The organism is Streptosporangium sp. NPDC003464 (genome assembly GCF_053588315.1).
This window is the reverse complement of record NZ_JBSFPS010000289.1, coordinates 1-12,530: the sequence shown is the minus strand read 5'-3', so window position 1 is coordinate 12,530 and position 12,530 is coordinate 1. Positions and strand designations below refer to the sequence as shown.

General features: G+C 72.2%; 12 protein-coding genes. 5 read left to right on the top strand and 7 right to left on the bottom strand.

Annotated elements, in window-relative coordinates; translation table 11 throughout:
• Positions 1-162: 162 nt before the first annotated feature.
• The 3 genes from ACWDS7_RS40615 to ACWDS7_RS40605 form a co-directional block, all read right to left on the bottom strand.
• Positions 163-672 carry a DoxX family protein gene (locus tag ACWDS7_RS40615; RefSeq protein ID WP_451933608.1) on the bottom strand — a complete coding sequence of 170 codons (510 nt, stop codon included), beginning with the start codon at positions 670-672 and terminating at the stop codon, positions 163-165.
• A 550-nt stretch (positions 673-1,222) separates the two neighbouring features.
• Positions 1,223-1,594, bottom strand: a complete 372-nt coding sequence (locus ACWDS7_RS40610) for a nuclear transport factor 2 family protein (protein ID WP_451933607.1) — start codon at positions 1,592-1,594, stop codon at positions 1,223-1,225.
• Between the two features lie 116 nt (positions 1,595-1,710).
• Positions 1,711-2,658: an isocitrate lyase/PEP mutase family protein gene (locus ACWDS7_RS40605; protein WP_451933606.1), complete on the bottom strand. Its 948-nt coding sequence runs from the start codon at positions 2,656-2,658 to the stop codon at positions 1,711-1,713.
• A gap of 214 nt (positions 2,659-2,872) precedes the next feature.
• Between ACWDS7_RS40605 and ACWDS7_RS40600 the strand changes: the two genes are divergently transcribed.
• Both ACWDS7_RS40600 and ACWDS7_RS40595 read left to right on the top strand, forming a co-directional pair.
• Entirely contained in the window at positions 2,873-4,258 is a 1,386-nt protein-coding gene (locus tag ACWDS7_RS40600) for a selenium-binding protein SBP56-related protein (protein ID WP_451933605.1), read from the top strand.
• A gap of 37 nt (positions 4,259-4,295) precedes the next feature.
• Positions 4,296-4,895 carry a hypothetical protein gene (locus tag ACWDS7_RS40595; RefSeq protein WP_451933604.1) on the top strand — a complete coding sequence of 200 codons (600 nt, stop codon included), beginning with the start codon at positions 4,296-4,298 and terminating at the stop codon, positions 4,893-4,895.
• Between the two features lie 124 nt (positions 4,896-5,019).
• Here ACWDS7_RS40595 and ACWDS7_RS40590 read toward each other — a convergent pair whose 3' ends face one another.
• Both ACWDS7_RS40590 and ACWDS7_RS40585 read right to left on the bottom strand, forming a co-directional pair.
• The gene (locus ACWDS7_RS40590) at positions 5,020-5,853 is read right to left on the bottom strand and encodes an SCO6745 family protein (RefSeq protein WP_451933609.1); all 834 of its coding nucleotides are present in this window, start codon (positions 5,851-5,853) and stop codon (positions 5,020-5,022) included.
• Positions 5,853-6,644, bottom strand: a complete 792-nt coding sequence (locus tag ACWDS7_RS40585; protein ID WP_451933603.1) for an SDR family oxidoreductase — start codon at positions 6,642-6,644, stop codon at positions 5,853-5,855. Before ACWDS7_RS40585 ends, ACWDS7_RS40590 begins: the two co-directional genes overlap by 1 nt.
• A 155-nt stretch (positions 6,645-6,799) precedes the next feature.
• Between ACWDS7_RS40585 and ACWDS7_RS40580 the strand changes: the two genes are divergently transcribed.
• The gene (locus ACWDS7_RS40580; RefSeq protein WP_451933602.1) at positions 6,800-7,651 is read left to right on the top strand and encodes a MerR family transcriptional regulator; all 852 of its coding nucleotides are present in this window, start codon (positions 6,800-6,802) and stop codon (positions 7,649-7,651) included.
• Positions 7,652-7,823: 172 nt separating this feature from the next.
• Here the strand turns inward: ACWDS7_RS40580 and ACWDS7_RS40575 are convergent, their stop codons facing one another.
• A complete protein-coding gene (locus ACWDS7_RS40575) occupies positions 7,824-8,744 on the bottom strand; it encodes a diacylglycerol/lipid kinase family protein (RefSeq protein ID WP_306866527.1) in 921 nt (306 codons plus the stop codon).
• A 244-nt stretch (positions 8,745-8,988) separates the two neighbouring features.
• Positions 8,989-10,140, bottom strand: a complete 1,152-nt coding sequence (locus tag ACWDS7_RS40570; protein WP_451933601.1) for an alpha/beta hydrolase family protein — start codon at positions 10,138-10,140, stop codon at positions 8,989-8,991.
• 109 nt (positions 10,141-10,249) lie between these two features.
• Here ACWDS7_RS40570 and ACWDS7_RS40565 point away from each other — a divergent pair, with 109 nt between their 5' ends.
• Positions 10,250-11,389, top strand: coding sequence for a sensor histidine kinase (locus ACWDS7_RS40565; RefSeq protein WP_451933600.1), 1,140 nt, complete (start codon positions 10,250-10,252; stop codon positions 11,387-11,389).
• Positions 11,386-12,033 carry a response regulator gene (locus ACWDS7_RS40560; protein ID WP_451933599.1) on the top strand — a complete coding sequence of 216 codons (648 nt, stop codon included), beginning with the start codon at positions 11,386-11,388 and terminating at the stop codon, positions 12,031-12,033. Before ACWDS7_RS40565 ends, ACWDS7_RS40560 begins: the two co-directional genes overlap by 4 nt.
• Positions 12,034-12,530 lie beyond the last annotated feature (497 nt).

The following is a 12,530-nucleotide window of genomic DNA, read 5'->3' as shown; positions in this document are numbered from 1 at the left end:
CGGGTGGCGTATCGGATCGCGCAGCGGAATCCGAGGATCGCCGCGATGCAGCTGGATCAGCTGCACGCCTTGCAGGTGAAGGCGAAGGCGGAGCATGAGAGCCCGGCTGGGCTCTCATGCGAAGGGGCCCGCCGGCCCGGCCGCGCCACCCCCGTTCCCGTCTCAGCCGACGAGCTCGTGGCGCAGGGCGCGGACGGACCCGCGGGGAGCCGACCTGGCCCCCCAGAGCACGACGGCGATGTACAGCAGCTGCTCCGGGATCCGCACCCACAGGGGCGTCGCCTCGTCACCGCCGAACGGCACGTCGGACACCGCGGCGTAGATGTTGGCCGGGAGCAGCAGCACGAACAGGAGCGCGAGGCAGATCCCGGCAGCCCGTCGGGTCGCGGCCAGGACGAGCCCCGCGGCGCCGAGCAGCTCCAGCACGCCGGTCACGTAGACCATGACATCGGGATACGGCACGGACGGCGGCACCATGCGCACCAGGTCGGCGTGGTTGGGCATGACCGTGACGCTCTCGGGGACGAAATGCGCGCTGGCGGTGACGACGAGCATGGCCGCCATCGCGTGTGCCGCGCCGGCCTGCCAGGTGCCGAACCGGCCGATGCCGAGCACCCCCAGCAGGCGGAAGCCCAGCAGGGCGGCGACGAGAAAGATGACGAGGTCGAACATGGCTTCCCATCCTTGGATAGCACGACTATCTAGATGCTGGATAGCAAAACTATCCAATGGATGGTCGACAGGCAAGGCCGGATGAACCGGAAGGGTCTCCGCGAGGGTTGCGCCCCGGACGGGCAAGGGTGCCTCGCGCTCCCGCGCCCGCCGGCCGCGCCCGATGCCGGAGCTCGATCCCGGGACGCCCCTCGACGTCCGGGGGGGGCGTAAGCCGCGTCGCGGCGGAGCGGTCCGGCCCCCACAGGTACCGGAGGGCGCGGACCGTCGCGAGAAGGGTCAGAGTGCCCGGGCCGAGGATCGCCGTCCGGGCGTCCAGGACGGTGCCGGGTGTCCCGGGCAGGGATCCGTGGAGAGCGTCGCCGCCGGTGACGCCGCGCAGGTGGCGGCGGGACGGGTGCCGCGGAGTGGGCCTCCGCGGCCCACCACGGCGGGCCGGCGCGCACGCCCAGGCGGCGATCTCACGTGAGGGCCGGCTCCTCCCGGCCCCTCACCGGCCCCCCTGCCCCTCACCGGCTTCTCCCAGCCCCTCACCGGCTCCCCCTGCCCTTTATGTGAGCGGGCCCGCGAAGACGACGATCTCGTCGATACCGCCCTCCGGCGTGACATGGACGGTGTCCATGCCGGAGAGCAGGGCTTCGCCGGTGGCGCTCTCGTAGCGCCAGCCGTAGCGGGCCCACTCGTCCGGCGCGTCCACCCGGGTGGTCCGGACTATACGACAGGCCCCGGACGGATGGCGTTGGACCACCTCGCTGATGAAGTCCTCGACGGCCTCGCGCCCCACACCGCGCCCCAGAGGCCCCCAGAAGACGATGTCGTCGGTGAGGGCACGGCCCAGCAGGGCGGCACGCCGCTCGGGATCGGAGGCGTTGGCGGCCTCGATGAAGGTGTCAACGGCCCTGGCATGGAGTTCGTCGCTCATCGCACCGTCGTATCACGCCCGCCGGCCGGCTCGCACGGCCGCAGCGCGGCGGGAGAACCGCCGACCGGGGCGTCGGCCCCTCGGTCCCCCTGTGCGGGCCGTCCTCCCGGCCCCGATCAACGACGGAACAGGACGTCGAGCTCGCTGAAGTCCAGCGAGCCGTCCAGTGCCGTGAGACCTCCCGCGCCGAGCAGTTCCGCGGCGGCCCTGCGGGCGGCGGTGTAGGCGGCCTGGGCCAGCCCGGTGCCCACGCTGATCCTGCGCACCCCGGCCTGCGCGAGCTCGGTGACACTCGGCCCGCCGGCGACGGCCATCGCGTTGACCGGCAGCGGCGACTCGGCACAGAGAGTTCTCAACACGTCCAGATCGAGCAGGCCGGGGACGAAGATGCCGTCGGCTCCCGCCTCGGCGTACGCCTCCGTGCGCGCCAGCACCTCGCCCAGCCGGCCGTCGGAGGCGCCGATCGCGAACAGGAAGACGTCGGTACGCGCGTTGACGAACAGTTCCGGCAGGCCCGCCGCGGCCGCGGCGTCCCTGGCGGCGCGCAGCCTGGCGCCCTGCTCGGCGACGTCGAACAGCGGACCGCCGACGGCCGTGGAGTCCTCCAGATTGACACCCACCGCCCCGGCCCCGACCACCGCCCGCACCGTCGCGGCGACATCGGCCGGGGCCGGTCCGTATCCTCCCTCCACATCGACCGTCACCGGCAGGTCGACGGAGTCCACGATGCGCCGCGCGGCCTCCACCATCTCGCCCCGGCTGAGCCGCTGCCCGTCTCCGCGGCCCAGCGACCACGACACGCCGCCGCTGGTCGTGGCGATCGCCGTGGCGCCGGCCGCGGCGATCACAGTCGCGCTGGCGGCGTCCCAGGCGTTGGGCAGCACCAGCACGGGCTCGGCGCTCAGGGCGCGGAACAGCCTGGCCTTCCTCCCGATCGCGGTATCGGTGGAGGGGGAGCTGTCAACTGACATGTGCATGACCGCCTTCGTGTTGTCCTGCTTCTCGGCACCCCGTATCCCGGGCGCCTGCTCCAGATGCTGCTGGGCGGAGAAACGGTCGTCCACTGATTAAGTTCAGGCCGAATCTCCGCCCGTCGGCCCGGTCCCGCGCAAGCACGGCACGAGCTTCCGCGCCGCCGTCAGCGGCCGTCCGGGACCGCCGGGGGCGGACCGGAGGGGCGACTCAAGCCCTCCAGGACGATTACGTAAAATGACCCCTAGACAGCGGAGAGTTTTCCTACAACATTAGTGGGATATTGATCTCGGCAGAGGAGTCCCCATGGCGCTCATCCAGCCCGATCCCACCTTCTACCCGTCCGCCCGCGAGGCCATGGCCGCCCCGCGGGAGGAGCTCGCCTACGTCGCCCTGCTCGATGCCGCCGGGGACGGGCGCCCCGACGGGCTCGCCACGATCGACCTGTCCGACGGGTCGATCGCCAGCGTGCACGACATGTCCGTGCCGGGCGACGAGCTCCACCACTTCGGATGGAACGTGTGCAGCTCGGCCCTGTGCCCGTACGCCCCGCACCCGCACGTCGAGCGGCGCTACCTGGTCCTGCCGGGCCTGCGCTCCAGCCGGATCTACATCTTCGACGTCAAGGACGATCCCCGGCACCCCAAGCTCGTCAAGACGATCGAGCCGGAGACGATCTTCGAGAAGACCGGTTACAGCCGTCCGCACACCGTCCACTGCGGCACCGACGCGGTCTACGTCAGCGCGCTCGGCAACGTGGACGGCGACGCGCCGGGCGGGGTGTTCACGCTCGACCACGACACCTTCGAGCCCAAGGGCCGCTGGGAGGTGGACCGGGGGTCGCAGGCGCTGCACTACGACTTCTGGTGGCACCTCGGCCACGACACGATGATCACCAGTGAGTGGGGCACGCCGAACCAGATCGAGCCGGGCCCCTCGCTGGAGCTGCTCGTCGGCCGGGAGTACGGCCACCGGCTGCACGTCTGGGACCTGACCAAGCGCAGGCACCTGCAGGAGATCGACCTGGGCGACCAGCACCAGATGGCCCTGGAGCTGCGTCCCGCCCACGACCCGACCAAGACCTACGGCTTCGTCAACACCGTGATCAGCGTCGAGGACCTGTCGGCGAACATCTTCACCTGGCATCTGGACGGCGGGGTCTGGAAGGCCCAAAAGATCATCACCATCCCCGCCGAGCCGGCCCCGGCCGACCTGCTGCCGGAGCCGCTCAAGCAGTTCGGCGCGGTGCCGCCGCTGGTCACCGACATCTCGCTGACCCTTGACGACCGCATCCTGCTGGTCTCGTGCTGGGGCACCGGCGAGCTCAAGGCCTATGACGTCTCCGACCCGTTCGATCCCCGCGAGACCGGCTCGGTCCGGATCGGCGGCATCGCCCGGCGCGACCCCCACCCGGCCTCCCCCGGGCGGGCGCTGAACGGCGGCCCGCAGATGGTCGAGGCCAGCAGGGACGGGCGGCGGGTTTACTTCACCAACTCCCTCTACCGCTCCTGGGACGACGTCTTCTACCCCGACGGCGTCTCCAGCTGGATGGCCAAGGTGGACGTCGCCGACGACGGCTCGCTCACCCTCGATCCCGCCTTCTTCGTCGACTTCGCCTCCGACGGCCGCCGCGCCCACCAGATCCGCCTGCAGGGAGGCGACTCCTCATCCGACTCCTACTGCTTCCCGTGACCGCCGCCCCGGCCACGGCCCTGTCGGGGCGCACCCGATGGACCTGACGTCGGTGCTGGTCCTGGCCGGGCTCGGCGCCTTCCACGGCCTGAACCCGGCCATGGGCTGGCTCTTCGCGGTCGCCCTGGGCCTGCAGGAACGCTCGCGCGCGGCGGTGCTGCGCGCGCTGCCGCCGATCGTGCTCGGCCACGCGGGGTCGGTGCTGATCACGCTCGCGCTGGTGTCGGCGGCCCGCCTGGCCGCCCCGCCCAAGCTCGTCTCGTACGGCGTGGCGGCCCTGGTCTGCGGGTTCGGGGTCTGGCGGCTGGTGCGCCGGCGCCATCCCCGCTGGGTCGGGATGAAGGTCTCCCGCCTGCAGCTGGCCGGGTGGTCGTTCCTGATGGCCACCGCCCACGGCGCCGGCCTGATGGTGCTCCCGATCACCCTGCGCGCCGGGCACGGCACCGCCGCGCTGGTCTCGCAGAGCCTGCTGACGACCGCGATCCACACGCTCTCCATGCTCGCGGCGACCACCGCGCTGGCTCTGGTCGTCTACGAGCGGCTGGGGGTCGCGGTGCTCCGCAAGGCGTGGTTCAACCTCGACTCCGTGTGGGCCGTCGCCCTGATCGGCGCGGGAGTCTCCGCCGCCCTCACCTGAACCGCCCGGCGGGCCAGGGGCGGCCTCAGGCGGGGACTGCTCCCGGACGGGGCCGGTCTCAGGCGAGGACAGCCCCGTCCGGGTCCGGCCTCGGACCCGAGCCGGCCCCGGACCGGGGCCGGCCTCAGGCGGAGAAGGTGAGCAGGCCCGCGTCCACCACGGCCCGGCCGAAGATCCGGGCCAGCTCGGCGAGCCGGGCGAGCTCCTCCTCCGAGAGCGCGGCGTAGGCGGGCAGGGCCAGCTCGTCGGTGCGGTCCTCGATCCGCTGACGCAGCGCCCGGCCCTCCTCGGTGAGCCCGTCACCCTCCAGCAGGCCGCGCTCGCGCAGCCCCTCCTCGGCCGCCGCCCACTGCTCCTCCGGCCAGCCCCGGCTGACCTTCAGGAAGATCGTGGGCATCTGCCCGGTCGCGCCGTGCAGGATCAGCGCCTCCAGCCCGCCGACCCCCTCGGTCAGCAGGGCCGCGACATGACCGTCGCCGCGGAACTCGCGCAGCAGGGTCTGGGCGTGCCATAGCTCCAGCAGCGGGCCGTCCGGCCACGGCAGCGCGGCGTGCGCGGCCGCCAGCGGGCGGCCCTGCACGTGCTCGCCGACCTTCTCCGCCGCCCGCCTGGCCAGCGCCGCCGTCTCGGCCAGGACCGGGATCTCGTGGATGGCCACCCGGCGCAGGGCGGCGTCCGCGGCGTCGAGGCGGGCCTCGATCACCTTCTCGGGGGTCGTGACGTCCCAGGCGGCCGGGAGCGCCTGCCGTACCAGGGCAGGGCAGAAGTTGTAGAAGGTCGCAATGACCAGCTCGGGTGAGGCCGCCCCGAAGGCCGCCCCGCGGGAGGCGAAGTAACCAGCGTGGGGCTCCAGGCCGAGGGCGGCGTAGCGCTCGGTGGCCTCGGGCACGAAATAGATCATCCCGTGGACGGGTTCCAGACGGCGCCAGGACTGCCGGGCCAGCCGGATGTCGGTCATCATGCCTCCAGGGAATCGACGAAACGGGCCATCCCGGCCAGCCAGCGGTCGGGGTCGTCGGCCTTGCGCCGGACGAACTCGGCGACCTCGGGGTGGGGGAAGATGTGGAAGCGTTCGGCCGCGAGCCCCTCTATCACCTCCTCGGCCACGGTGTCCGGGTCGAGGATGGCGCCGGAGGCGCCCACCGCCCTGGCCGTGAGGTGCTGTTCGGCGATCCCCTGCTCGAACATGCCGGTCCGCACGCCCTGCGGGCAGAGCACGCTGACCTTGACGCCCTTGGTCGCGTAGTGGATGGCCACCCATTCGGCGAAGGAGATGGCGGCCGACTTGGTCACCGCGTAGGGGGCGTCGCCGGGGCAGCTGACCAGCCCGGCCGCCGAGCAGGTGTTGAGCAGGTAGCCCCCGCCGCGCTCGACCATGCCGGGCACGACCGCCCGCGCCGCGTAGACGTGGGCCAGGACGTTGACCGCGATGGTCCGGGTCCACTCCGGGTCGGTGGCCTCCAGCCCGTGGCCGGTGATGATCCCGGCGTTGGAGCAGAACAGGTCGACCGGCCCGAAGCTGCCCTCCGCCGCGGTGACCAGGCCGCGGACGTCGTCCTCGACGGAGACGTCGGTCCGCACGGCCACCGCCCGCTCGCCGATCCGGTGGGCCACCTCGCTCGCGCCCGCCCCGTCGAGGTCGGCCACCAGCACCCCGGCCGCCCCTTCGGCGGCGAAGCGCAGGGCCATCGCCCGCCCGATCCCGCTCGCGGCCCCGGTCACCACGACGACCTTGTCCCGCACCCGCATAGAAGCTCCTTAAACCGACCAGTCGGTATCTGGGAACCTATGCTTACCCGTCAGTAGCAGTCAACGGCGGCACGGCGGGCCTCCCGCGCCGCGCCGGAGGAGCCGAGGACAGGATTGACCCTGACACCGTGTGAGCCTCTACACCTGGAAGCATCATGTTCAGCATCGGAGACTTCGCCCAGCTCGGCCGCGTGTCGGTGCGCATGCTGCGCCACTACGACGCGCTCGGGCTGCTGCGGCCCGCCCGCGTCGACCCGGCCAGCGGCTACCGCTCCTACCAGGCCCACCAGCTCTCGCGGCTCAACCGCGTCATCGCGCTGAAGGATCTCGGATTCACCCTGCAGCAGGTGCGGTCGATCCTCGACGAGAAGGTGAGCACGGCCGAGCTGCACGGGATGGTACGGCTGCGCCGCGCGGAGCTGGAGGAGCGGATCGCCGCCGACACGGCGCGGCTGCTCCGGGTCGAGGCGAGGCTCCGGTCGATGGAGAGGGAAGGACACATGGGCATCGAAGAGGTTGTCCTCAAGCGGGTCGCCCCGGTCCGGCTGGCCGAGCTCACCGCCGTCGCGGCGAGCTACGACAGCGAGGAGATCAGCCCCGTCATCCAGCCCCTGTACGGCGAGCTGTTCCGGCGGCTCGACCGGGCCGGGGTGACGCCGTCCGGGTACGGCATCGCCTGCTACGAGCCGGAGGCGGACGGCCGGGTGGTCGTGCACGCCGGGGTGGAGGTGACGGCGGAGGCGTCCGGGGAGCACGACTTCGCGATCGTGGACCTGCCGGCGATCGAGACGGCCGCCACGATCATCCATCGGGGCTCGATGGACGAGGTCGGCCCGACGTTCCAGGCGCTGGCCCACTGGATCGAGGAGCACGGCTACCGCAGCGTCGGGCTGGCCCGGGAGGTCAGCATCGAATGTCCGCACGACGACCGCGACAGCTGGGTCACCGAACTCCAGATGACCGTCGCCACCGCACAGGACGGGCGGGCGGACACCGGCCCCGCGTGACCGGCGTCCGCTCCTCCCCGGCCGCCACGGCCCCGCCGTAGAGCTTTGACGCGTCGACCTCCGCCTCAACAGGACCTCCGGCGTCATCGGACCCGGCCCCGGGTCTCCGAGACAGGGAAGGCCGATCCCTCCGGGCAGGCCACAGGACGGCCCCGCGGCCTGCCGGAGACGCTCAGGTCCGGCCGTCGGGGCCGTCCGGCACGGGGACCCGGACGGTGATGCCACCGGGCACGACCTTCGCCTTGAGCCGGGTGACGGAGTCCTTGGCCCCGCCGTCCAGCTCGTAGGTCATCGGCGCGCCGAGCTTGACGCTGATCTTGCGCGCCCGGGTCATCCGGACGAAGGGTGACTCGTCCGACCGCCCGGCGCTCATCCGGCCGAGCACGCGGGCCCACTGGATCGGCCCCTTCGCCGTGGACACGCCGATCTCCAGCCATCCGTCGTCGGGGCGCGCGTCGTCGAAGGCCTCGATGCCCCCGGTGATGGTCCCGACGTTGCCCAGCAGCAGGCAGCTGGCCTCCCCCTCGAACCACTTCACCCCGTCGAGCTTGACCTCCATCCGGACCAGCTCGCCCCGGACGTGCCGCAGCCCGGTCCACACATACGCCGCCCGGCCCAGCTTGTCCTTCAGCCCCCGGTCGGCATCCTTGATCATCTCAGCGTCGAAGCCGAGTCCCGCCATGACGGCGAAGTGCTCACCGTTGACCTTGCCCAGGTCGAGCTCCCGGCTCTGGCCCCAGAAGGCGATCCGCACGGCCTCGGGGAGATCCTCGGGGATGCCGAGGTTCTGCGCGAGGAGGTTGGCCGTCCCGGCGGGGATGATGCCCACGGTCACCCCGGAGCCGGCCAGCGCGTCCACGCAGCGCTGTACCATGCCGTCCCCGCCCCAGACCAGGACCAGCTCGGCGCCCTCCTTGAGCGCCTTGCGCGCCTGCTTGGGAGCCTTCTTGCTCTTGGGCACCTCGTACCAGAGCAGCTTGCCGGGCTCCTCGTCGGCCAGGAGCCTGCGCAGCTCGTCCAGCCCGCCCCCGATCGACTTCTTCTGATGGGCGATCACCGCGACCGTGCCGACTGCCCGCTTCTGCCGCAGCATGGAAACCCTCCTTTAGCACCGCCTTGGGCACCGCCTCGGCTGCCCCCGCTCCGCGGCCGCAAACGTCAGGCCACCCCTGCCCGGGGGGGTGATCTCCCCCACCGAGCAGGGGCGTGCCGTGCTCCTGGCCGCGGCTCCCGGGCACGTGGCGACCATCAGGCCGTCGGCTGACCGCACCGGTCTTCGCTCCGTGCGGACCCACGCCCGGCCGGACCCGTACGGCCGTTCAGACCTGCACGGCCGTTCAGTGGAATCTCACCTCGGGGTGGTCGGCCGACGGCCTGTCCAGCAACGGCTGGCGCCTGCCCTTCAGGTGCAGGTCGAGGAAGGCGGTGACGTACGTGCGAGTGATCTCTATGGCCCGCTCCCCGTCGAGCGGGTACTCCGGCAGCCCGAGCTGCGGCTGGAGCACCGCGTAGTCGACGAAGCTCATGTGCTCGGCGCCCGTCACGGTGAGCCACCGCTTCCAGTCACCCGTCACGTGCGGCCAGAACAGGTCCCAGGAGCCGTTGCCCCCGCCGGCGCCCGGCGCCTGCCTCGGGTTGCCGATCATCATGAACGGCTTCTCGACCGGCTCCGCCGGCGTCCTCGGATTGTAGGAGCCGTCCAGATTGACCGCGGCCTTGATCCGCCGGCTCCCGGGCAGGAGGTGCGCGGCGCTCTGACCGCCGACCGAATGCCCCACCATCGCGATCCTGCTCTCGTCGATCAGCCGGCCCCAGCGCCTGCTCCCCTCCAGCCGGTCCAGCACGAACGCCGTGTCGGCGGCCCTGACCCGGGCGACCTTCGCGCCCAGCTCCGGGGTCTGGCCGCCCCTGCCCGCCTCGAACGTGACGGTCCTGCCGTCGGGGAAGGTGGTGGCGATCGACTCGTAGGTGTGCTCGATGCCCGCCACCAGGTAGCCCCGGCTCGCGAACTCCTCGGCCAGCGAGGTCATCGTCGCGCGGGGCAACGTCATGCCGGGCGACAGGACCACCAGCGGCCAACCGCCCTTCTGCTTCAGCGCGGGCGCGTCGACGCGGGCGTACGTCTCCGTCCTGGCGAGCGTGTCCGGCGGCACGTCCTTCAGCTGCGGCACGCTTTTGATGATCAATTCCGATTCCTGCGGCGTGACGTACGGCGCGGGCCTGCCCACGGCCTTCCGCGCCGGATACCAGACCGAGACCATCAGCTCGCGCGCCTCCTGGCCGGCGACCCACGGGTCGGGGCGGCTGGGGTCGATCAGGTGCATGACCGATCTTCCGACGGCGTGGCCGCCCGTCGGCGCGGGCAGGGCGGGTCTGAGGGCGGAGGCGGACGTGGGCACGGGTGTGGGGGCGGACGCCGCGGCGGCCGCCGTACCGATGCCGGTGAGTGCGGAGAGCGCGAGCAGGCTCGCGACGGCTGTTTTCCTCATGCCCTCACCATGCGGTGCGGCCCGGCCGTACCGTCCTCGGCGAAAGTTACCCGGCACCCGCAACTTTCGTAGGGGGGCGCCGCCCAGCTCCCCCTATAGCCTCTTGGCCATGACACACGGCAGGTTCGAGATCGTCGAGCGGATCACGCCGTGGGCGCTCGGCGTGGCGGTGTTCCTCCTGTCCATGGCTTCGGCGTCCGGTTCGATGGGAGTGGAGTCGGCGCTGCCGGCCCCCGTGCTCGCGGCCGTCGCCGCCGCGTCGGGAGTGGCCGCGGCCCGCGCCAGGCGCTCGCTGTGGCCGCTGGCCGCGGTGGGCGCCATCGCCTACGCGTGGCTGGTGATGTGGCCCGCCGCCGTCGCGGCCTCCTACTACGCGGGCACGCGCCTGAGCCGCCGCGACCTGTGGCTCTACATCGGCGGCGCGACCGCGGTCTTCGCACTCAGCGGTCTCGCCTCCTACCGCGACGGGGGATATCGGGCGCTGGTCGTGGGCACCTTCGCCAACGCGGTCCTCATGGGCGGCGCGCTGCTCGCCCTGCCCCTGCTCACAGGGCTGTGGGTCCGCGCCAGGCGGCAGGTGCTCGACGCGGTGCGCGAGCAGGCGCGACAGCTGCAGCGCGAGCAGGTGCTCCGCGCCGAGCAGGCACGCGGCCAGGAGCGAGCGCGCATCGCGAGGGAGATGCACGACGTGGTCGCGCACCGGGTGTCGCTGATGGTCCTGCACGCCGGCGCCCTGGAGGTCAGCGCTCCTGACGAGCGCACGGCCGAAGCCGCGGCGCTGATCAGCGGTGCCGGCAGGGAGGCGCTGAGCAACCTGCGCGAGGTGCTCGGCGTGCTGCGATCGCCCGACTCTGTACGCGGCCCGCAGCCCACGCTGGCCGACCTTGACCGGCTGCTCGACCAGTCCCGCGCGCTGGGCATCGTGGTCAACCGCCACGACGAGGGCGCCGCGCGTCCGCTCAGTCCCATCGTGGAGCGCACCGCCTACCGCGTGGTCCAGGAGGCGTTGACCAACGTGCACAAGCACGCGGGTAACGCCGAGACCGAGGTGTCCGTCCGCTACCGGCCCGTCGAGCTGGAGGTCACCGTGCGCAACAGATCTTCCGCCGGGACGCGCGGCGCGCTGCCCGGCTCCGGCTGGGGACTGGTCGGCCTGCGCGAACGCGTCGAGCTGGTCGGCGGCCGGCTGGAGGCCGGCCCGGGGGACGAGGACGGCTTCCAGGTCCTGGCCAGGATCCCGGCCGCATGATCCGCGTACTGATCGTCGACGACGAGGCGCTGGTCAGGTCCGGGCTGCGGATGATCCTGGAGGCGGCGGGCGACATGGCGGTCGTCGGCGAGGCCCGCGACGGCGACGAGGCGGTCGCCGCCGCCGCCAGGCTCAGGCCCCAGGTCGTGCTGATGGACGTCCGCATGCCCGGCACCGACGGCCTGATCGCCGGGGCCCGGGTCCTGGCCGCGCCCGACGCGCCCAAGCTGATCATGCTCACCACGTTCGACCTGGACGAATACGTCCACGAGGCGCTACGGCTCGGCGCGGTCGGGTTCCTGCTCAAGGACACCCCGCCCCGGGAGCTGGCCGCCGCCGTCCGCACGGTCGCGGCGGGCCAGGCCATGCTGTCTCCCACGGTGATCAAGCGGCTGATCGGCTCGTTCGTCGACAAGGCCCCTTCCCGGGCCGAGTCCGCGCGCGACCGGCTCGCGTCACTGACCGCCAGGGAGGAGGACGTGGTCAGGGCACTGGCCCGCGGCCTGTCGAACGCGGAGATCGGACGGGAGCTCAAGCTGACGGAGGCGACGGTGAAGGCGCACGTCAGCCGGCTGCTCTCCAAGCTGGGCCTGGCCAACAGGGTGCAGGCGGCGATCCTGGTGCACGAGGCGGACCTCGGCTGACCGGTCGTCTCCCGCCGGCCGCCGAGGTGCTCGCGTCGCGCCTTCCACCGACGGCGGAGGTGCCGGCCCGGCTCCTGGGGACGGTGAGACCACCCGGCTCCGTCCTGCTCGACGGGCGGGAAGACGCCCACGAGGCGGTCGGCGGATGGCGTCGACGCGCACCGCGACCGTAAGAAGTTGACGAGGCCACTCGGGCTGTGACAAGCTGAAAGCGGCAGCGAGGTTGACGCTTATAGTATGTATGGCAATCTGTTTGTCATTTGCGTTATGATGCTCCCTCGCGCCGTCTGTTGACGCCCCCGGATCATCCCGGGGCGTTTGGCGTGCGCGCAGTTCGATTCCATCCGTACCTCCGGAAGGACATCTGTGGCAGCCTCGCGCAACGCCTCCGCCATACCCGCCGGTCCCCGTCGTGTGTCTTTCGCACGAATTCAGGAGCCGCTCGAAGTTCCTGATCTTCTCGCTCTCCAGACCGAGTCCTTCGACTGGTTGCTCGG